Below are 18,921 nucleotides of genomic sequence, written 5' to 3'. Positions count from 1 at the left end.
AGGCTCTGGGGCTGTCCTGGTTTCGACGTGGGTTCGGAATCGGTGTGGTGCATGTCGAGCTTGAGTCACGCTCGTAAATCTCGATTTAAAAAACTAACTGCAAACGACGAACGTTTCGCACTCGCTGCTTAATTGCCAGTGAGCCTTGCAACAGTTGGCCGATGGGCTGGGCAAGGGGGTTCTGAGCAATCAGTGCCTCCCGGCTGCAAGGATAATTACATGGGCTGGTCCTGATCCGGGTACCTTGGATTGGGGCGAGAAAATAGGGTGCTGGCGGCCTGTGTAGCGTGCGACTGCGCGGCACAGGCAGCGAGATTCAAATCAGACCGCTAAACATGTAGATCTGCCCGATGAAGGCTTGCGGACGCGGGTTCAATTCCCGCCAGCTCCACCAGTAACCCGTCTAAAGGCATCCAATGCAACCCATTGGATGCCTTTTTTCTTTGTGTTTTCAATAACTTAGCGTCTGAATGGGTCCAAGGGCGTCTAACTGCAGCTAGATGTGGATCGGGGAACAAATCGGGGAACAAGGTAGGATATGTTGCGGGGAACGAGGATTGTTCCCCGGTTGCTGCCTAGAAGGTCCCCATGCTCACTGACAAAGAATGCAAGAATGCCGCCTGCCCATCTGACAAGAAAAGGGCGCGTTTTACCGATTCAAATGGTCTCTACTTGGAGGTGAGTCCTACAGGCTCCAAGCGATGGTTTTGGAAGACCTACTTTGATGGCAAAGAAAGCCGGATAGCGTTGGGAAGCTATCCCAGCGTCAGCCTCACGGAGGCCCGTAAGGCCAGAGATCGAGTCAAGCTGCAGAAGGCGGACGGTGTCAACCCTATTGAAGCTCGGCGAGTCACCAAATTGGTGAAGGAGACGACCCTCGGCGAGACATTCAAGGAGATCGCGCACGACTGGCTGTCTCGCCAAAAATCCGTCTGGAGTCCCGGTCATTTTCAGCGCATGGAAAGGCAGTTTGAGCGCGACCTGTTTCCGTGGATTGGTGGGCGCAATCTCTCAGAGATCAAGCCTGTTGAACTTCTTTCCGTATTGCGAAAAATTGAAAGCCGAGGCGCACTTGAAACAGCAGATCGTGCGCTCATGCTTGCGCGTCAGGTTTGGTGCTATGGCGTTGCTACCGGTAAAGTTGACCGGGACATCACCGGTGACTTGAAGGATGCGCTGACGCCCTATCGAGGCAAGCACTTCGCCGCAATTACGGAGCCTGCAGAGTTGGGAGAGTTATTGCTCTCGATCGACCACTATCGTGGTGGACCGATTGTCAAGGCTGCTCTTCGACTTGCTCCATTGCTATTTCAACGGCCAGGAGAGTTGAGGGCGGCTGCGTGGTCGGAAGTGGACATGGATGTGGCTTTATGGACGATTCCGGCAGCGCGTATGAAGCGGGGCGTGGAGGGTAAGGAGTACGGTCCGCCCCATGTGGTGCCGTTGTCGAAGCAAGCCCTCGAAATCTTTCGTGAACTCCACAAGTTGACCGGAGGGAACAAGCTGGTGTTTCCTGGTGAAAGAAATCATGATCGGCCTATCTCAGAAAACTCAGTGCGCACGGCGCTGATATCCATGGGCTACACGCCTGACATCCACACTTGGCACGGTTTTCGGGCAACTGCTAGAACTATGCTCGCTGAGCAACTGGAGTTCGATCCTCTGGTGATTGAAGCCCAGCTTGCCCATGCTGTGAAAGACGCGAACGGGCGAGCCTACAACCGGACTCAGTACCTTGCTCAGCGGACAAAGATGATGCAGTCATGGGCAGACTATCTCGATCGCCTGCGCCACGCTCCGAAATCGAAAGCTCGGACTAAGCCGAGATAGATGTTGAGCTAGGGAAGGTCTGCACGAATCACTTGGAAGTGAGCTACGCCCGTCCGTGAGATAAAGCCTGCCCCAGGAGGCGCCCAAACACTGTCCAAGCGCCTCCTGGGGGAAGCAATTCCCCGATTTCGTTGGCATTACGCCCCTCGCGCACGCACCTGCCCCAGGGCCAGCAATTTGTACCTGACAATCCACAGGTTGGACGGCGCAAACAGCGTCACGATCTGCGCCGTGTTTTTCTTCAAACCACGGTAGCGCACCTTCACATAACCAAACTGCTGCTTGAGCACTCGGAACGGGTGTTCCACTTTGGCTCGGATGCGCGCCTTGGTGCGCTCGAATTGGTCAATCAGCCCATCCACAGGCTTGTCCTTGTCCAACGCCCGGCGCAATCCAGGGCGCATGGCGACATGCCAGCGTACGCCAGGTCTGGCGTCAGGCCGCTAGTCCACTCCTTGATAGCCCGCATCGCCAAAGGCATCTGTCTCCTGCCCATGCAGCAGGCTATTGGCTTCGACAACGTCGTTCACGTTGCCGCTGGTGCCTCGCACCGTATGTACCAGGCCCGAGTCCGCATCCACTGCGATGTGGGCCTTCATCCCGAAGTACCACTGGTTGCCCTTCTTGCTCTGGTGCATCTCGGGGTCTCGCGCCTTGTATTCGTTCTTGGTCGAGCTGGGCGCGGCAATCAGCGTGGCGTCCACCACGGTGCCCGCCTTCAACTGCAATCCCTTGGCTTGCAGCAGCGCGTTGACCGTGGCCAGGATTTGCTCGGCCAGCTTGTGGCGCTCCAGCAGGTGCCTGAAGCGCAGGATGCTCGATTCGCTGGGGATGAGTCCGTCCCAGTGGGACAGGCCCGCGAAGTCACGGAAGGCTGGGACATCATGCCGGGCTTCTTCCATGGCCGGGTCGCTAGGCTTGAACCACTGTTGCATGAAATGGATGCGCAGCATCGTCTCCACGGTAAACGGCGGGCGACCGCGTTTACCTTCGGGCGCGTACGGTGCGATCAGGCCCACCAAGGCTGCCCACGGCACCACGCGTTCCATCTCTGCCAGGAACTCGCGCTTGCGCGTGCGCTTGGTCGTCAGGCCCAGGTCCGCTTGCTTCATGGCGCCGATTGTCCGTGCGCTCCCGCATCGATCCGCACATCGCGGCGCGATTTACGCAGACCTTCCTTAGCCGGTCCAAATAGCTTAGTTATTCTGACATATTCGCGGTAGCGAGAATAATTTGACAATGTCTGTTTAACTATTTGAGAATAGAAGATTAGTAATCTGTGCTGTCAAGTAGGAGATGCTTCTTGTTTAGCACATTGATAATATGATATTCGTCTCTCGCTTCGGCAGCGATCAGGATATCAACTATTTGAGCGCGACTGAGGGAGTGTATTTTTGCAAGACTGTCTAGCTTATTTATGGTGCTAGTTAATAGCATTAAATTGCATTGCTTCTTGTCCTTTATTCTCTCTCGTCGTTTATTTTGGTTCCATAATTTCCTCGCTTGATTGTTTATCAATCCCAGTTCGTCGGTAGTCAGATGGGAATGGTAGATGAAATCCAATAATTCATCATGATTTGCAAAGGAATAAGCTCTGGAGAGGCTGTGGGGGTGTTTGTTTTTTAGGGTTTTCCAGAATAATAGTCTCTGAATTTTTCCGGAATCTTCTTTCATCCAATCATAGCGAATATCCGTTTTTTTCTGTTCTTCCCACTTTTCTCTTAGGTGTTTTGAGGCGGCCGTCTTTGTGTAGTAATCGAAACCAGGATTTGTGGATCTAAAATCGAATATTGCAATACTCAATGCTCTCTCGCTAAGGTGTTCTGGGGTGTTTAGGGGGTGAAAATTTGTTTTTGAACATATTGTTGATATGTTTGCTTTAATCCAGTTGCATTGTGCTCTGCTTTCTTTAATCCAGCGTAGTTCGCGCTCTGGAATAAGGCCGGTAATGAGATTTGCGTGAGCTTGAGTTCTAACGTCCGCATGCCGATCTAGGATGTCACAAATATATTGAATGTGGCGATTTTGAAAGTCAACTTCTAGATATTCTTTATGTCCGGCGCAAGCTAACAACCAAATATAGTTAATGATCCTTGAGGTGACTTTCTCTATTCCGAGCTGGCGGTAAATTCTTTCATTGTTGTTCATATCTTGAGGCATTCTCATGTGAAATTGTGATGCTGCCTAGAAGGCTTCTAGAGGTATTCTAGATTGGATCCAGAGGTGCTCTAGATTGCTGCTAGAGGTAGGACAGGAGCATGGTAAGTGCAATTGCTCTACTAGGGGATGGTACATCTCCTTGTTTCCTATGTATAGAACAAGCTTTGTTGTGTAGATCAGCTGCAGACCGAGGTTGATTGGTCGATAGGGTAAAGCTGCCCGGCGGCGACAAAAAAGATGTCGTACCGCAATGCTCTGTACGAAACCCCCTCAAGGTGCAAAGCATGAAAGTACTGAGACTCCCTAGCGTGTGTGAACTCACTGGTGTTCCACGGTCTACGCTCTACCTGTATATCAAGAACAATCAATTCCCGAAACCAATCAAGCTGGGAATCCAATCCGTTGGCTGGATTCAGGAAGAGGTCGAGCAGTGGCTGCGTCAGCGCATGGAACTCCGTGACGCTATCTAGTCCACCCATATTTCCAGAGTGAAATCATCCAGTTCTTAATGCCTATTCATGCTCGTCTCCATTGGGATCGCGTTGTGAATAGGCAGTTCTTGTGTAGCAATTTCATTTAGGTATTGGTATTAAATACCTGTAGGCTAGATGTTGACTGTGTAGTGCATGAGTGACGGATGATTAGGTTAAGTAGACAGATAGTCTCCTATTGCTCATCCATTGATGAGTCAGCAAGGTCAATAGCGATTGATGGTATGAACAACGATTTAAGTAAGAACCACCATGAGTACCGTGGTGATCAATACAATGGACTACGTATCATGGGGAATGTGTACCCCATGATCAGTGAGTGTTTAGAGGCACTACACGACGTGGTCAGTAAATCCATGACGGATTACTCTAGGGTATTTGCCTTCAGGTTTGATCTTCGCTTCCCTGATCATACGAAGGCTGACTCTGTGGAGTCTTGCAACTCTGTGGCATCCAGGTTCGTTGAATCTTTCAAGGCCAAGATCCGGCATAACCGGCAGAGCCTCGCCAAGAATGGCATGCTCTACCATGACACAAAGGTTCGGTTTTTATGGGTGAGGGAGGTAGGTGACTGCGCCCGAGTCCATTACCACTTCGTGGTTCTGTTGAATGGGCATGCCTTCAATTGTCTTGGCCGTTACCAGGCTACCGAAGGCAATATCTCCAGCCGAATCTGTGAGGCTTGGGCAAGCGCGTTGGGTGAGGCTGTGGAGCGAGCCAAGCCACTGGTGCATTTCCCGAACAGCCCGGCGTACTGTCTCCGGCGCAGCGACCCGGAGTCGGTCTCCGAGTTCTTCTACAGAGCAAGTTACCTGTGCAAAGTCCAAACCAAGCAGTACGGCCATGGTCACCATGGCTATGGAGCCAGCAGGAAGTGAGGCAGACGCTTTGCCGCGCTGAGCTGAATGCTGGGAAAAGTGTTCGAGCTTGCTCTCCGCTCCCCAGCTTGTGCGCGGCATCGCAATGCTTTGCCGAAGGAGTCGCGCACGCTGGATCACCATTGAGCCCTTTGTGCGGGTTGGAGCAGGGCGTAGTGACCTGCCCAGCTCTCGGTGGAGAGTCCAGGCCCGCTCGGTCTGGGGCGGACCTGCATAGATCCGCGTCTGTGGCGACAGTGAAGAGGGACCATAGTCCATGGCAGGGCGAGCGAATGGCGAATGTCTGCTTCTGGCGGCAGCGGCCTCCCACAAGCATGGCCTGAAGGTCTGCAATCGCTGCAAAGCGGAAGTCAATCTCCTTGGGCAAAGGGTATGGTCCACCAAAAGGCGCAAAAAAAGAAGCCCCAGATAACCGATCCGCACACCCTAAGGTGTGCAGATTGAATTCACCGTGCCTGGGCACCTCGGTGAGGTACGCTGACTTCAAATTTCAGCCGCAAGACGGACCCTACAGATTCCCAGCCACCATCCATCCGTTGTCCGTCTTGATCATCTGTCGCTCCCCCTCGATGGAAGTCTCCACCCCGGTGTAGTAGTCGTCAGACGAACCTTTGCCATCCATCATCGCCCGGTACAGGATCCCCAATGGCTTTCGAGGGTCCCGATAGCCAAAACATGCCAGCGGGATCTCCGGCTTGGAGGGCTGGGCATACGTCCGGACCTTGCCCGAGCTGGTCGCGTACAGCAGGTTCGCGGCCCGGTCTGTGTACTTGTCAAAGACTCCGTTGGATGCTGAAAGCCACTCCTTGCCGAGAGCCTCTTTCTGGCTGTACAACTCGTGCATTTCCGCACTGTGCTTTTGCCTGTCGCCAATGAGGTAGCCCCGCTCATCCTCCTGAGCCAAGTACTTGTCCTGTGCAGCTTTGCGCACCGCATCGACGGCGTCTATCTGCTCTTTGTAGCTGCGATCGAGCTCCACCATTTCCTTCTCATATTCAGAAAACAGTGCCGAAGCAATGCGGAACTTCTGCAAATCCTGAGCCAATTTGCCCTCGATCTTCACCTTGACGGTGGCGGTGAATTTCACGTTGGCAATGTTCTTGTTGTCCGAGTTCGGAAAAAACGTGTTCGTGATCTGCGCGTTGTCGACGCTTGCATATTCGCAGGCCTTTTGCAGCTCACTGGTCATCGAGCTTGCAAGCTCAGACCCCGACGGGCTGTTGGAACATGCCGCCAGCAAGCAGGCCACGCCGCAGAGAGACAGTTTTGTTTTCATGGTGATTGGAGGGGGTAAAAAATGATGTGGATAGCTTTAGGAAAGGCAGGGGAGAGGCAGGGACAGGCCGGGGACAGGCATCAAAGCCCGTTCTCCCGGATGCACTGAACCACAGCGGCTGCGAACGCCACCTGGATCTTTCGGTGCTGCTCTGTACCCAGGATTTCCCCAAAATCGATCCCGTCGATCTTGTGGGGCGCGTTCACCTTTTTGTAGGCACAAGAGCAGTTCTCGCGGCTGGCGCCCATGCTCACGCAACTCCCCACAAACGCCCGCTCGTTCTTGGAACTGCAGGCCGACAGCGATGCCGCGAGCAGGACTGCCACGGCAGCGGTCCTGACTATTGCTTCAAATCTCATAAGACACTTTCTTTAAGAGCGGGCAGGGGAGGGGACGGCCTGCAGGGCCACTCCGTCCTTCCCCTGCACCTACGGTGTGGTCTACCCCTTGCCGCTGGCCAGGCGCACCAGAATCCACAGCACCAGGAAACCGACCATTTCCCAGGAGCTGAAGATCAAGAAAAACAGATAGATCCCGAACAGCGTCAGGATCACGCGGGCGATGAAAGCCATTGGCGGTCCTCGGTAGGCTGGCAAGTACTCCAGGCACTACGAGCTCATCAGCACCGCCACAAAGACCAAAACCACAATCCCCGCGATCACAGGGCCCAGACTCGGAAACAAGGCAACCGGCCACAACACGCCTTGCCCCAGATGGAACGCAAAGCTGCGAAACGGCTCCGGACCCCAGAAATGCGCATAGACCGCGTACAGCAGTCCGACCAAGAAATACCCCGCGATCAAGATGCGACCGAGCTTCATTGCAACAACTCCCTCAAAATGGAACGCCCCGTGTTCCGTGGTTAAAAACAAAAACACTTACGGATCAGCTTGCAATTGAGATGCAAACTCCGTAGATACAAATAAAGCAGAACCGCATCCTTGCGCGGTGCCTGCCAAACCCACTCCACCCACACGGCTGCCCGATCCGACCAACCTGCGCGAAGTCCTCGCGTACTGGGTGCGGCTGTTGCGTGTGCAGAAAGAATGGTCTCAGGAGCGCCTGGCCCACGAGTGCGACCTCGACCGCACCTATGTGTCGGCCATCGAGCGCTGCAAGTGGAACGTCTCGCTGTCCAACATCGAGCGCCTGGCCCATGTTCTGGGTGTCGCACCGTGGGCTTTGCTCAAGCCGCCCGAGGTGCCAGTGCCCGTCAAGCGCCGGGCGAGCCAGGCACAGGCCCAGTAAAAGGCCGGAGCCAGCAGCGCCTCACTGTCCAACCAATCTTTCGGCTCAAACCGCCATCCATCCTCCTCTTGGGTTTGTGACATTATGTGATGCAAACTCATCAAATCAACGCAGCCACAGGGCAGCGGTTGACGCCACCGTGGCAAAGTTGGCAGGAGTGCGGTGCCGGCGCAGTGATGCCCTTCGGGGAACCGGGGCCCTATCAGGTTGCTACCATTGTGCTACCCACCGACAACACTCCGCTGCAAGCCCTTTCCGAGACATGCCCCCGAATCCACCTGCCACTGTCAACCGCTGCGGCTACTGCGGCGCCAGCAGCTACCACCGGGTGGTTGCGCGCGACGAGACGGGTGCCATGCGCTACACCGAGACCCTTCAATGCACTGGATGCGGCCGTGAATTCACCGATCTGCAGGACTGGCGTCGGGCGGGCAGGCGGCACAATCCACTGCTGCGGCCCAATAGCTGTGCCTGAGCCGGAGCGTTGAGGCCGACCGCCACACCCCTCTGACTCGTTGCCATCGTCGCATTCTTCTTCTTCGTTCCCCTGCTATTCCATGCCCAGCTACTCCGAACTCCTTGCCCAGAAAAAATCCCTCGACGCGCAAATCGCCCAGGCGCAGAAGGAAGAATCCGTGCAGGCGCTGGCCACCGTCCATGAATTGATCGCGGAGTTCGGCTTCACCGCCCAGCAGGTGTTCCCCTGGAAGCCTGTCCCCAAGAAGGTGGCGGCCAAATACAGGGATCCCGGCACCGGCGCGACCTGGTCCGGCCGGGGCAAGCCGCCCCAGTGGATTGCAGGCAAGGACCGCGACAACTTCGTGATCTGATTGCCTGTTCAAGGGCGGTGGCCTGAGCAAGGCGGAGCCCACTGTTCTGATGTCAACACGAACATGACCCCCGACCCATCGCCCCCAGAAAAGACGGGCCCCGACATTCAGCGCGATGTCCAGCGCCTGATGGGACGTTGCCTGATACGCATCCAGCAGTACGAAATGGCGCTGAAGGCGATGTTGGCGCACCACGAGTTCGCTGGGACCGCGGAGACCCTGCAAGCCCAGCCCGCGCTCCGCGCAGAGAAACTGTCGGGTCAGACCCTCGGAAACCTGGTCAATCAGATGTTTGAGTCATTCGTGGTCCCTGAGGGCTTCGAGCGCGATCCGCTGCCCGACGACAAGACGCCCACCGACCGGATCTCCTTCGCGCACAGCTTCCGGATGGCGATGCCTCCTGAACACTGGGCGCAGACCAAGGCTGCCGTGAAGGACCTTGTGTCCGCACGCAACGAACTCGTGCATCACTTCCTGTCGCGGTTCAACCTGTGGGAGGAGCAAGGGTGCGTGGATGCCATGACCCATCTGCAGAAGCTCTACACGCGCATTGATGCCCACTATCAAGCGTTGAGAGCGTGGATGGTTGGTATGGAAAACGCGCGCCAAGCCGCGGCTTCCTTTATGCAGTCCGAGGTCTTCCAAGACTTGCTGATCAATGGCATCAACCCCGATGGCAGCTTTGAGTGGCGAGATGCCGGCATCGTGCGGGCGCTGCGCGAAGAGGTGCGAGCCCTCGCGGGGGAAGACTGGGTTGCTTTCGATATCGTCAAGGCGCGGATGCTGGAGCGGCATTCTGATCAGACCCCACAAAAGTACCGCTGCAGCAGCTGGCAGCAGGTACTCACCGAATCCTGCGAGTTCGATCTCACGTACCGCCGCGATTCCGACACAGGGCCCAAAACAGCCTGGGTGCGCCTGCGCCCCCTGAGCCCTCCACGCAGTGGGACCAAGGAACGCAAGCGCCCCGGGCGTGGCGCGGTAACACCCCCAACGGATCCGGCCACACAGCCAGGTTGAGCAAAGAGCTGGGCGGCTGTCACAAAGACGCAGGTGGCTGAAGGATCACAGCTGCAATCACCAACCCACAGTCCAGCCCGCCGTCCAAAGTGCGGGCCGTCCACACCGGTCGAAACAGCCCAGCCCGGCGCGCCTGCGCATGGTCCGGATGGGCCCCGGGCTTGAGATGCTGGTTGTGTCCACACCCCCAGACCGGCGGCAGCGTGGCATCCAGCACCAGCAAGGCCGAGGCTTCGGTTGGCGCAGGAAAGCCTTGCAGATGCCAAGACTCCTCCGCCCCGACCACAAGCATCCAGCGTGAAGGCGGGGCAGGCATGCGGAGTGCGTCGTGCTTGCACCGGGGCAAAGACTGCCACTGCAGCAACACGAGGCCACCGGCCGTCACAGCACCCAGGCACTGCGCCAGCAAGGCTGAGGCTTCCTGCTCCCAGGCCAGCTCCACACGAACCCCTGCCAGGTGCCTGCGGGCATGGCGCCACATCGCCGCTGCCGTGACCACCGAAGGAACCTCAACGCGCTTCCCGGTGAGCAAGACCACAGCTTGCTGCAGTGCCGATGCCCCGGTACGGTGGGGCCGAACTGGCGCCCGAACCAGGGTTCCAGGCAGTGCCACGGGGCCCGCGTCCAGACCCGTGCTGCGCCGATAGCTGGGTGCTGTCTCCATCACCAGCCCCAAGGCATACCGACGAACCACGCCCTCATGCGGCGGCATGGACAGTCCCAGGATCACCGGTTGCAGGAACAGGCGCCGCCATGGCTTCCTGCCGCCGGTTCAGCTTGCTGCGCAGGGAGATGGGGCCTGAGGTGTCTTTGGCTCGCTGCGGTGACGCTCCCGCGCCATCGCCATCTGTATCGGATTCTGGATAGAACTCCTCCAAGACGCCCAACCCTTCCTCTTCCGACTCCTCGAACTCCCCCAGAGCCAAACCCTGCCGCGCCGCTTCATCCAGCGCCGCCTGATCCAGCCCCAACGCCGCCTGCTGCTCCCGCTCCTGCCGTGCCAAAGCGACGACCTGGGCCAAGCTGCTTCCAGCTCTCAGCGTCAGATCCACGTAGTAGATCGGCGTGCGGTGCGACAGCGTCGTGGACTTGCCCCGCAACCGGAGCTCCAAAGGCAGTCCCGCCAGCAACCCCCCGGATACCGCAAACAGATACCGCAGCCGAGCTGATAGCGTCCGGATGCTGTTGAACCCCGTCGTCCGGAACACAAAGCTGCCCAACTCATCACCAGCCGAGCCCGCTTCGGTATTCCCCTCTGCCTCCACCCGCACATGCAGCCGCCCATATGGCTTGCAGTTCCCATCCTGCGCGAGCGGACACACCGCAGGCGAAGGGCAGGGCAGGGACTGCATCCCCGACAGGGTCACCCGCTTGCAGTTCTCCCCATCTCCCACACACAGAGGCCTTCCCGTCGCCCGGTCAAACATCGTGTAGTTCGCCCTGAGGCTCAGATCCGGATCGTCAAACAGCAACCGCACCGGAATGCTGCGCAGCTTGGCCCCTGGCTCCTTGCGGAGTTGAGCATCCACCGGATGGGGCACCCACCCCTCCTTGTTCTGTACCTGGCTGGTCAAGGTGAACTCATCGTCCTTCTCAGGAAGACGGCGTCCTGCCTTCTCCACCACCCGCCCAATCGCAATGCGCCCGATCACGGGCGGTGTCAAAGCCAAACCTTTGAGCATGTGAATCTCCTTGTTGAATGTAAAAACACCCCCCAAAGCACAACGGGCCTCACCGTCACCGATGAAGCCCGTCTGGGGAATGCGTGTATGAAATGAATGACCTGTGGCTCTGACCACCCACCTCAGGTCTGCACCAGAAACCTCCGACTCCCAGGTTTGGGCACCGTGTAGGCCTTGACGATCTCCGGCTGCTCCTTGGCCAGCCGCGCTGTATTGAGCTGCGTCCCATCCCGGCTGCGCTTGAAACTCACCTCCCCACCATCGAACACCGCTCGGGAGGCATCCCCCATGCGCTGCTGAATGGCTTGCTTGAGCTGGGCTTCCAGGGCGATGTTGGTTGCCAGCACCTCCCGCACCGCCAGCAGGTCCGAGAACACCGCCCCCATCACCAGGTCGTTTTGGAGGTTGAGGGTGAACCCGGTGTCCCGGGGATAGAGCGCCCGCAAGGCCCGGTCTGCCGACACCGACCCGTCGGCCGGAGGCTGCTGGTCCCGCTCCACATAGCCCCGGAACTCCCGCTCCAAGGTGATGAGCTGGGCGATCAGCTCCTCATCCCGCTCGATCCTAAAAATCTGCAACTCCTGGCCTCCCAGCAGCAAGGCCACATCCGCAGCCTGTTTGCCCGTGACGGCCAACTGGTGCTGGACCTGCAACTGCACATACTCCGGCACCCCATCGCGCCAGAGCCAGGCCCCCTGAATCCCAGCGGTCTTGCACTCCAGCAACTGGACATCTGGCGTCCCTAGGACCTCCCGGTCGATATTGGCCAGCATCCATGGGTGCTCGGGATGCTGCAGCACCGCATTGATACGCCGCACCCGGTTGCCGGTACGGCGGGTGTAGTGGGCTGCAACGATGGGCTCCAGCAGCGAACCCCAGTACATCGGACTCAGATCGTCCGCACCCCCGTCACCCGGCGGGGCGACAGGGGCACGTCCGGTCTTCTCCATCCATAGCTCCAGCTGCGACTGGTAGGGATTGAGCCCGACCGCCGCAGCCGCATCGGAACTGCCAATGCCGCCCTTGCGCACCTGCAACCACTGACCGCGATCCAGGTCCTGGGTCTTGACCAGCCGAAGGGCAGGGCGGGGACGCGATGACGCCTCAGACCCTGGTGAAACAACAGGACGAACCATGCTGACTCCTTGAAGTGAAAACAACAAAAGCAGTACCGAGAACGAACACCAGCACCACCCCCAAAACAAAAGACCCCGGTCCACTGAAGGAGCCGGGGTCTATGCCGTGAAGGGCGGTGAGGGCGAATGGATGAACCGCAAAGAACGGCAGACACTGTCATGACGCCAACTGCAACGCCTGCTCCAGCGCCCGCTGCTTGAGGGTGGCCCCCTGGCCAAACCAGGCACTGTCCAGCCGGTACTCCTGGCTGCGCGCCCGGCGCTCGTGATCCACGAACTCGGTGACGGCGCACAGCAGTCCCCAGGCCGTGCCCTTGGCTGCGGCCAGCTCTGCGCCCCGGCCCTGGCCCTCGTACATGGCCTGCACCTTCTTGAGGGCACGCTCATTGGTGAGACCTGCAGACGCATCTGCATGCCCATCCGTCTGGCACAGGACCTTGAGGAAATAGTTCATGGACTCATGGCTCTTGACCTTGCGCTCGGACAGGGTCTTCATGCGGTACATAAAACCGTCCCATTGCGAGACGGCAATGCCCAACTGCTTCTTGACCGCCTGCGCATCAAAGCTGGTGCTGTGCGGCACCTTGATCGCACTCGACGTTCCCGACAGGGCAATTGACAAGGTGTTGTTGCAGACCACGCGCACCGTCGTCGGTGTGGCCGTGGTCGCCAAGGTCCCGTCGCAGGAAGTGGCCAGCAGCAGATAGCCGTTGACCACATCATTGCCCTTGAGCGCCGAGGACTTGCCGGTACGGGCCAGGGCCCAGAACTTGCGCCCAGCCTTGAGAACCCCGGCCGTCTCCAGTTCATACCCTGAAACTTCCGTCAGATCCCGATAGAACTCCAGCACCTGCTGGGGCTGAACCACCTGATAGCGGGCACTGACCACCGACAAAGGTGCCTTGGTATCGCTGCGGTACAGCACCTTCTGGTCGGGAAACTCCATGGGCTCGGCATACAGCGCGGAGACGGAAGAGGCGGCGCTACTGCCCGTGCCAGGCTCTGTCGCCATGTAGCGCACGGGGGCCTCACGGATGGTCCAGTCCATGCCCGCTTCTCGGGCCCAGACATCGATGGGTTGTTTGGCGGGCAGTTGCTGGCCCAAGTTGTGCCAGGGGGTCTCGCCGACATAGGCCATGGTTTGAACGAGGTGTGCCATTGGAATGCTCCTTAAAAAATGAATGAAAAGAGAACGAGGGGAGGGAAGTGAGAAAAGTGACAAGCCTGAAGAGCGCGATAAGGGCAAAAAGGCGAACGCTCAGGCGTACGGATCCCGGAAGCGGTACCCGCACTCCAGGCATTGGTGGTTCTTGAGACAGTTCTGGTCGACGGCCTTGCCGATCTGACTGCCGATCTCGCAGCCGACGGCGCCGCCGCTCAGGCCGCCCATGGCGGCCCCGGCGACGGCACCGAGGACGGTTCCTGCGGGGCCGACGAGCGAACCATAGGTGGCGCCGAGTGGGGCGGTGCGCAGGGCGGCTGCGGCGCCGCTGGCTGCACCGGCAACAGCACCGATGGCGGCGCCTGTGGTGCGGCCGCGGTCGAGGGTTTCGATGCGAGGGGATTGGCATTGGGGGCAACTGGGCACGGGGAATCTCCTTGGGTTGTGTGATGTGAAGGACGGAAGAACGACGGAACGGACGGACAAAGAAAAAGCCCCGGGTGCTGGGCACGCGGAGCTTGGGGGAGGGACTGCGGATAGTTCTGGCGCTACCGCGACGGCATAGCGCCCGGCAGCGCTGCTGGGGCGTGCCGGGTGGGGAGGGGGCTACTTGAATCGATGGTGAAACTGAGGTTCAACTCGCAATGGTGATATGTGATTGAAAGTATTTGGGATCGACCAGAGAGTCTTGGGGAAGCCTTCCAACTCGGCTAGTTGCGTTAGGGAGCAGCGAACTAGCTGACTGCATTCCTCAGTGGCCTGAAACTGGCCGGCAGCGTGAATTCGGCTGTTGTGAGCGAAGGGCTGGAGACGCTGCATAGCGAACATGGGCGAAGCGGATTTGGCTCAAGCTAGGGACTATGAGTAGAGTACGAGAACCATACTGACGCCTATATTCAGGAGGGAGACGGCTTCAACGACTCAAGCAGCGCATTGCCAAACGGCAGTGAGCCCAGGTTGGTCTGCCCACCGTCGATGGTGATCACGGTGCCGTGGATGTAGCGGGCAGCGCCGCTGCACAGGAACAGTGCCAAGTCTGCAATTTCATTCGCGTCTGCGGCTCGCGCCATGGGAATGCCCGCCAGCACGCGCGCCCAGCTCGCGTCACCCTCAGGCGCAAGGCGCCTCATGCCTTCGGTATCCGCCACCGGGCCGGGTGCGATGGCGTTACAGCGCACACCACGCTGCGCCCATTCGATGGACAGCGTGCGCACCAGCATGTCGATGCCTGCCTTGGCCGCGCACACATGCGCTTGTGTGGCCATGGGCATCACCGATTGGACTGCGGAGACGGCCAGCAGATTGGATCGTCCTTCGCGCAGCAACGCCAGCACGGCGCGGAAGGTGTTCCAGGTGCCGACAAGGTCGATGTCCACTACTGTCCGGAAGCCATTGGATGACATATTGGCGGCCTCGGCAACGAAGTTACCCGCTGCGCCTGCAATGCAAATGTCCACCGGGCCAAAAGCTGCGTGTGCCTGGCTGAAGGAGCCGGCTAGAGCGTCGAAATCGCGCACGTCCGCCGACATACCCTGCGCTTGCCCGCCCACTGTGCGGATGGCGGCGGCAGCGCCTTCGGCTCGCTCCAGGCTGCGCCCCACGATGGACACCGCTGCCCCTTGGGCCGCAAAACGTTCGGCGATACGTCGGTTGATTCCGCTACCGCCACCCGTGATCAGTGCGTGCTGCCCGCGCAGCAAGCCATCTTTGAAAACATCTGCCATATTGAGCTTCTTTGGGTTATGTGAAATCAGTGCGCCGAGTCTTTGTGGCGCAAGCAATAGGCCAGTGCCGCCGCCCCGATCAGGGTGCCCTGCAGCATCAGCTTGCCGGGCTCGCCTAGGCCCAGGCTGGTGAGGAAGTTGAAGAGAAAAACCAGCATGAACGCCGCAACCGCCGGGCCCAGCATGCCGCCGCGCCCGCTACCGAAGTTGATTCCGCCCAGGATGGACGCCGCCAGCGCGTTGAGGGCCAGATCCGCCCCCAGCTTGACGTTGCCCACGCCCACAAAGCCCAGGAGCATCACACCGCTGAGGGCCGACATGGCGCCCGAGGTGACATGCGCCACAAACACCACTCGCAGGTGCGGCAGTCCCGACAGGCCCGCAGCACGCGGGTTGGCGCCCACGGCATCAAGCACGCGACCAAAAGCACTGTGGCGTAGCCACAGTGCCAGCGGCACCAGGGTTGCAATCCAGAGCAAGGGCACCAGCGGCACCCCGGCCACACGCGCGCGGCCCATGGAACGCAGGATGTCGGGCGCATCGCCCACGGCATGGAACTGGCTCAGCGCAATCACGGTGCCCGACAGAATCATCGACACGGCCAGCGTGACGATGACCGCGGAAGCGCGCAGCCGCACGATCAACAAACCGTTGAACGCCCCGACCAGCGCACCAAACAGAATGCACAGCGGCAATGCGGTGGGCCAGGGCAAGGGCATCACTCCGCTGGTCAACAGGTAAGACACCACCGCAATCACACCACCTGAGGACAGGTCGAGCGAGCGGCAGCGCATCACCAGAGACTGCCCGATGGCGGCAAAGCCCAGCGGCGCCGCTTGGCGCAAGATGAGCAGCAGTAAGAACGGAGAAAGCAGGTTGGGTCTCAAGGCCGCTGCGCTGACCAGAAGCACCACGGTGCCCAGATAAGCGGGTGGCAGCGCCAGGATGAATGTCATCGCCTGTTGCAGGCGGCACGCCAGCCCGGGGGAGGAGGATAGGGACATGGATGAAGACATGGGCGAACTCACATTCCTACGATGCGCCGGCGCTGCAGGCTCACGGCCGCAAGCAACAAGACACCGGTCAACACCCCGCGCATGAAGGGCGACACACCAAATAGGTTGAGACCATTGGTCATCAGTCCCAGACTCAGCACCCCGGCCACCACGCCAGCCACGCTGCCGATGCCGCCTGTCAGTTGCACGCCCCCTAGGGCTACGGCCGCTACGGATTCCAGCGCATAAGACGCCCCCAGCGCCGGGTCTCCGGCCGCCACGCGCGCGGCCAGGAACAGTCCCGCCCACGCTGCCGCAACCGAGCACCACATATAAGCTCCCACCACCACGGATTTCACGCGCACGCCATTGAGGTAGGCGCTGCGCGGGTGGCCACCCACTGCGAACAGGTGCGCGCCAAAACGGGTCCGGCGCAGCACGATGCTGGCTGCCAGCGCTGCAGTCGCACACCACAACAGTGGTGCCGGGATGCCTGCCGCCTCGCCCGTCGCAGCCGCTGTCATGGCGGGCGCGATGGTGCCGCCAGGAATCGGCAGCACCACGTAAGCCAGGCCTTGCAGAAAAGTTGCGGTGCTCAGTGTCATCACCAGCGGGTGCACGCCCGCCATGGCCACGCCCATGCCGTTGACCGTTCCCACTGCAACCCCCAGGGCGGTCGCCATGGCGACGGCGGCCAGTGGATCGTTCTGGGTGGCGGCGAAGGCGGATGCCAAGCTCATCACCGAACCCACCGACAGGTCGATGCCCGCCACCAGCGTGACAAATAGCTGCCCCACCGCCACGATGAGCAGCGCGCCGATCTGGCCACTGAAGTTCAGAAGGTTTTGGGTGGAGCGGAAGTCTGCCTGAGTGGCGGCAAGCAGCAACACCAGTACGACGGGTAGGCCAAGGGTGTAGCGCGTCAGGCCCGTACGGGCCGGATTCAGAGTGGTCATGCTGTGGCCTTGTAGGGGGATTCGCTGCGCAGCGCGTGGCCCAGCAGCAGTTCTTCGGTGGCGCTGTGTCCGGGCACGTCGGCCACAATGGCGCCACCACGCACGACCAGGATGCGGTCGCACAGGCCGATCAGCTCGGGTAGGTCGCCAGAGACGGCCAGGATGGCACCTCCCTCGGCCGTGAAGCGGCGGAGCAGCTCATAGATTTCAGCCTTGGCGCCCACATCGACGCCGCGCGTGGGCTGCTCGACCAGCAGAATCTGCACGTTGGCCGCCAGCCATCGGCCTAGCATGGCCTTCTGCTGGTTGCCGCCGGAAAGGGAGCCCACAGGCTGCGCTGGGGGCGTGCGCAGTCCCATGCGCTCGGCCAACCGGCGCACCAGGTCCGAGTCGCGAGGCGCCCGGCGCCACAGCGGGGTCTGGCGCAAGGGGCCGAGCCAGATGTTGTCTTCGATGGAAAGGTCGAGGTACAGCCCTTCGCCCTTGCGGTCTTCGGGCAGAAGGGCCACACCGCTCCGTACGGCGGCGGCCACGCTTCCTGGCGCAACAGTGGCGATCCGGCCATCGTCTGCCGACACACGCACGCTGCCGCCGTTGGGCTCCTGCGCCCCTGCCAGGCAGCGGATGATCTCGCACTGGCCCTGACCTTCGAGCCCGGCAATGCCCACGATCTCACCCCTGTGCAGCGTGAACGAAACGGCCGGACTGTGGGGTGTGGCGGTGAGCTGTTCCACTTGCAGTGCAGGCTTCCCGGGTATGTGTGCCGGGCGTTCGGGGAACAGTGCTTCCAGCTCGCGCCCCACCATCAGAGCCACCAAGGCATCGGGAGTGAGGCTTCCGATGGGCTGTGTGGCCACATGCGCGCCGTCCTTGAGCACCGTCACGGTGTCGCAGAAGCGGAAGATTTCTTCAAGCCGGTGGCTGATGTAGAAGATCAGCTTGCCCTGTTCTTTTAGCGCGCGCAGCAGTGATTCGAGTTGGTCCACCTCTGCGCGGTTCAGCGGTGCAGTGGGTTCGTCGAAGATGAAGATATCAGCCTCGGAATGCAGGCCCTTGGCAATCTCCAGCAACTGTTGTTCACCCACGCTGAGGGTGCCGCACAGCCGGTCGGGGCCGAGCCCGATGCCGGTGCGTTGGAGCACCAGCATGGCCTCATGCCGCAGCGCGCGCAGGTTCAGCAAGCCACCGCGCGTCAGCTCGCGCCCCAGGCACAGGTTTTCGGTCACTGTGAGGTTGGGCAGGATGGTCAGCTCCTGGAACACGGTGGACACACCCGCGCGGCGCGCCTTGGCGGGCGTTCCCAGCGCCGCGCGGCGACCCTGGAGCAGGATCTCGCCGCTGTCGGGCTGGTGCACCCCGGCCAGCAGTTTCATCAGCGTGGACTTTCCCGCGCCGTTCTCGCCGGTCACGGCATGGATTGAGCCAGGCCAGCCCATCAGGCTGACCGACTTGAGCGCAGCGTTCTGGCCGAACGACTTGCTCACGCCGCGCAGCTCCACCAGGGGCTGGCGCTCCTTGATCGTCATGGTGCGC

The 18,921-nt window shown here is 59.8% G+C and carries 19 protein-coding genes, 1 other RNA gene and 1 pseudogene; 7 read left to right on the top strand and 14 right to left on the bottom strand.

Translation table 11 applies throughout. The features are described from left to right. The first annotated feature begins 7 nt into the window (after positions 1 to 7). Positions 8 to 394: a transfer-messenger RNA gene (gene ssrA, locus AC07OD_RS13540) on the top strand. 194 nt (positions 395 to 588) lie between these two features. After that, positions 589 to 1,830, top strand: a complete 1,242-nt coding sequence (locus AC07OD_RS13535; RefSeq protein ID WP_494597108.1) for a tyrosine-type recombinase/integrase — start codon at positions 589 to 591, stop codon at positions 1,828 to 1,830. 137 nt (positions 1,831 to 1,967) lie between these two features. On the opposite strand, the pseudogene AC07OD_RS13530 reads toward AC07OD_RS13535, so the two are convergent. Together AC07OD_RS13530 and AC07OD_RS13525 are read right to left on the bottom strand one after the other, a co-directional pair. Further along, positions 1,968 to 2,942: pseudogene (locus AC07OD_RS13530) on the bottom strand (IS5 family transposase). A gap of 157 nt (positions 2,943 to 3,099) precedes the next feature. Then, complete coding sequence (locus AC07OD_RS13525; RefSeq protein WP_494597106.1) at positions 3,100 to 3,978, bottom strand: hypothetical protein; 879 nt, start codon at positions 3,976 to 3,978, stop codon at positions 3,100 to 3,102. Positions 3,979 to 4,274: 296 nt separating this feature from the next. Here AC07OD_RS13525 and AC07OD_RS13520 point away from each other — a divergent pair, with 296 nt between their 5' ends. Both AC07OD_RS13520 and AC07OD_RS13515 read left to right on the top strand, forming a co-directional pair. Next, positions 4,275 to 4,460 (top strand): helix-turn-helix transcriptional regulator, encoded by a 186-nt coding sequence (locus AC07OD_RS13520; protein WP_192428442.1) that lies wholly within the window; start codon positions 4,275 to 4,277, stop codon positions 4,458 to 4,460. Between the two features lie 167 nt (positions 4,461 to 4,627). Continuing rightward, entirely contained in the window at positions 4,628 to 5,359 is a 732-nt protein-coding gene (locus AC07OD_RS13515) for an inovirus Gp2 family protein (RefSeq protein ID WP_494597104.1), read from the top strand. 508 nt (positions 5,360 to 5,867) lie between these two features. Here AC07OD_RS13515 and AC07OD_RS13510 read toward each other — a convergent pair. The 4 genes from AC07OD_RS13510 to AC07OD_RS13495 all read right to left on the bottom strand — a co-directional run bounded on the left by AC07OD_RS13510 (position 5,868) and on the right by AC07OD_RS13495 (position 7,456). Further along, positions 5,868 to 6,635, bottom strand: coding sequence for a hypothetical protein (locus AC07OD_RS13510; RefSeq protein WP_494597102.1), 768 nt, complete (start codon positions 6,633 to 6,635; stop codon positions 5,868 to 5,870). Positions 6,636 to 6,715: 80 nt separating this feature from the next. Continuing rightward, complete coding sequence (locus AC07OD_RS13505; RefSeq protein WP_494597101.1) at positions 6,716 to 6,961, bottom strand: hypothetical protein; 246 nt, start codon at positions 6,959 to 6,961, stop codon at positions 6,716 to 6,718. A 114-nt stretch (positions 6,962 to 7,075) separates the two neighbouring features. Beyond that, the gene (locus tag AC07OD_RS13500; RefSeq protein ID WP_494597099.1) at positions 7,076 to 7,207 is read right to left on the bottom strand and encodes a hypothetical protein; all 132 of its coding nucleotides are present in this window, start codon (positions 7,205 to 7,207) and stop codon (positions 7,076 to 7,078) included. A 36-nt stretch (positions 7,208 to 7,243) separates the two neighbouring features. Continuing rightward, positions 7,244 to 7,456, bottom strand: a complete 213-nt coding sequence (locus tag AC07OD_RS13495) for a hypothetical protein (protein WP_369642083.1) — start codon at positions 7,454 to 7,456, stop codon at positions 7,244 to 7,246. Positions 7,457 to 7,583: 127 nt separating this feature from the next. On the opposite strand from AC07OD_RS13495, the gene AC07OD_RS13490 reads away from it, so the two are divergent. The 3 genes from AC07OD_RS13490 to AC07OD_RS13480 all read left to right on the top strand — a co-directional run bounded on the left by AC07OD_RS13490 (position 7,584) and on the right by AC07OD_RS13480 (position 9,733). After that, positions 7,584 to 7,883, top strand: coding sequence for a helix-turn-helix domain-containing protein (locus AC07OD_RS13490; RefSeq protein WP_369642084.1), 300 nt, complete (start codon positions 7,584 to 7,586; stop codon positions 7,881 to 7,883). A gap of 557 nt (positions 7,884 to 8,440) precedes the next feature. Next, positions 8,441 to 8,713 carry an H-NS histone family protein gene (locus AC07OD_RS13485; protein ID WP_494597097.1) on the top strand — a complete coding sequence of 91 codons (273 nt, stop codon included), beginning with the start codon at positions 8,441 to 8,443 and terminating at the stop codon, positions 8,711 to 8,713. Positions 8,714 to 8,776: 63 nt separating this feature from the next. Then, a complete protein-coding gene (locus AC07OD_RS13480; RefSeq protein WP_494597095.1) occupies positions 8,777 to 9,733 on the top strand; it encodes an OST-HTH/LOTUS domain-containing protein in 957 nt (318 codons plus the stop codon). Positions 9,734 to 10,431: 698 nt separating this feature from the next. On the opposite strand, the gene AC07OD_RS13475 is transcribed toward AC07OD_RS13480, so the two are convergent. The 8 genes from AC07OD_RS13475 to AC07OD_RS13440 form a co-directional block, all read right to left on the bottom strand. Continuing rightward, positions 10,432 to 11,415 (bottom strand): recombination directionality factor, encoded by a 984-nt coding sequence (locus AC07OD_RS13475; protein WP_494597094.1) that lies wholly within the window; start codon positions 11,413 to 11,415, stop codon positions 10,432 to 10,434. Positions 11,416 to 11,537: 122 nt separating this feature from the next. Beyond that, positions 11,538 to 12,551 (bottom strand): YqaJ viral recombinase family nuclease, encoded by a 1,014-nt coding sequence (locus tag AC07OD_RS13470; RefSeq protein ID WP_494597092.1) that lies wholly within the window; start codon positions 12,549 to 12,551, stop codon positions 11,538 to 11,540. 157 nt (positions 12,552 to 12,708) lie between these two features. Next, entirely contained in the window at positions 12,709 to 13,710 is a 1,002-nt protein-coding gene (locus tag AC07OD_RS13465) for a DUF932 domain-containing protein (RefSeq protein WP_494597090.1), read from the bottom strand. Between the two features lie 99 nt (positions 13,711 to 13,809). Further along, positions 13,810 to 14,139 carry a hypothetical protein gene (locus AC07OD_RS13460; protein ID WP_494597088.1) on the bottom strand — a complete coding sequence of 110 codons (330 nt, stop codon included), beginning with the start codon at positions 14,137 to 14,139 and terminating at the stop codon, positions 13,810 to 13,812. A 470-nt stretch (positions 14,140 to 14,609) separates the two neighbouring features. After that, positions 14,610 to 15,437, bottom strand: a complete 828-nt coding sequence (locus AC07OD_RS13455) for an SDR family oxidoreductase (RefSeq protein WP_494597086.1) — start codon at positions 15,435 to 15,437, stop codon at positions 14,610 to 14,612. Between the two features lie 26 nt (positions 15,438 to 15,463). Next, entirely contained in the window at positions 15,464 to 16,441 is a 978-nt protein-coding gene (locus AC07OD_RS13450) for an ABC transporter permease (RefSeq protein ID WP_494597084.1), read from the bottom strand. 20 nt (positions 16,442 to 16,461) lie between these two features. Continuing rightward, entirely contained in the window at positions 16,462 to 17,388 is a 927-nt protein-coding gene (locus AC07OD_RS13445; RefSeq protein WP_494597083.1) for an ABC transporter permease, read from the bottom strand. After that, positions 17,385 to 18,914: a sugar ABC transporter ATP-binding protein gene (locus AC07OD_RS13440; protein ID WP_494597081.1), complete on the bottom strand. Its 1,530-nt coding sequence runs from the start codon at positions 18,912 to 18,914 to the stop codon at positions 17,385 to 17,387. The genes AC07OD_RS13445 and AC07OD_RS13440 overlap by 4 nt, the downstream gene beginning before the upstream one ends. Between the last annotated feature and the right edge of the window lie 7 nt (positions 18,915 to 18,921).

It is taken from the genome of Acidovorax sp. GW821-FHT10E03 (assembly GCF_059415205.1).
The sequence above is the reverse complement of the archived record's forward strand: the minus strand, read 5'-3'. Positions and strand labels throughout refer to the sequence as shown.

Coding starts and splice junctions, on each gene's coding strand:
- AC07OD_RS13495 (WP_369642083.1), bottom strand. CDS start 7,456: ATGAAGCTCGGTCGCATCTTGATCGCGGGGTATTTCTTGGTCGGACTG.
- AC07OD_RS13520 (WP_192428442.1), top strand. CDS start 4,275: ATGAAAGTACTGAGACTCCCTAGCGTGTGTGAACTCACTGGTGTTCCA.
- AC07OD_RS13485 (WP_494597097.1), top strand. CDS start 8,441: ATGCCCAGCTACTCCGAACTCCTTGCCCAGAAAAAATCCCTCGACGCG.
- AC07OD_RS13450 (WP_494597084.1), bottom strand. CDS start 16,441: ATGTCCCTATCCTCCTCCCCCGGGCTGGCGTGCCGCCTGCAACAGGCG.
- AC07OD_RS13440 (WP_494597081.1), bottom strand. CDS start 18,914: ATGACGATCAAGGAGCGCCAGCCCCTGGTGGAGCTGCGCGGCGTGAGC.
- AC07OD_RS13500 (WP_494597099.1), bottom strand. CDS start 7,207: ATGGCTTTCATCGCCCGCGTGATCCTGACGCTGTTCGGGATCTATCTG.
- AC07OD_RS13515 (WP_494597104.1), top strand. CDS start 4,628: ATGATTAGGTTAAGTAGACAGATAGTCTCCTATTGCTCATCCATTGAT.
- AC07OD_RS13465 (WP_494597090.1), bottom strand. CDS start 13,710: ATGGCACACCTCGTTCAAACCATGGCCTATGTCGGCGAGACCCCCTGG.
- AC07OD_RS13510 (WP_494597102.1), bottom strand. CDS start 6,635: ATGAAAACAAAACTGTCTCTCTGCGGCGTGGCCTGCTTGCTGGCGGCA.
- AC07OD_RS13455 (WP_494597086.1), bottom strand. CDS start 15,437: ATGGCAGATGTTTTCAAAGATGGCTTGCTGCGCGGGCAGCACGCACTG.
- AC07OD_RS13525 (WP_494597106.1), bottom strand. CDS start 3,978: ATGAACAACAATGAAAGAATTTACCGCCAGCTCGGAATAGAGAAAGTC.
- AC07OD_RS13445 (WP_494597083.1), bottom strand. CDS start 17,388: ATGACCACTCTGAATCCGGCCCGTACGGGCCTGACGCGCTACACCCTT.
- AC07OD_RS13475 (WP_494597094.1), bottom strand. CDS start 11,415: ATGCTCAAAGGTTTGGCTTTGACACCGCCCGTGATCGGGCGCATTGCG.
- AC07OD_RS13480 (WP_494597095.1), top strand. CDS start 8,777: ATGACCCCCGACCCATCGCCCCCAGAAAAGACGGGCCCCGACATTCAG.
- AC07OD_RS13535 (WP_494597108.1), top strand. CDS start 589: ATGCTCACTGACAAAGAATGCAAGAATGCCGCCTGCCCATCTGACAAG.
- AC07OD_RS13470 (WP_494597092.1), bottom strand. CDS start 12,551: ATGGTTCGTCCTGTTGTTTCACCAGGGTCTGAGGCGTCATCGCGTCCC.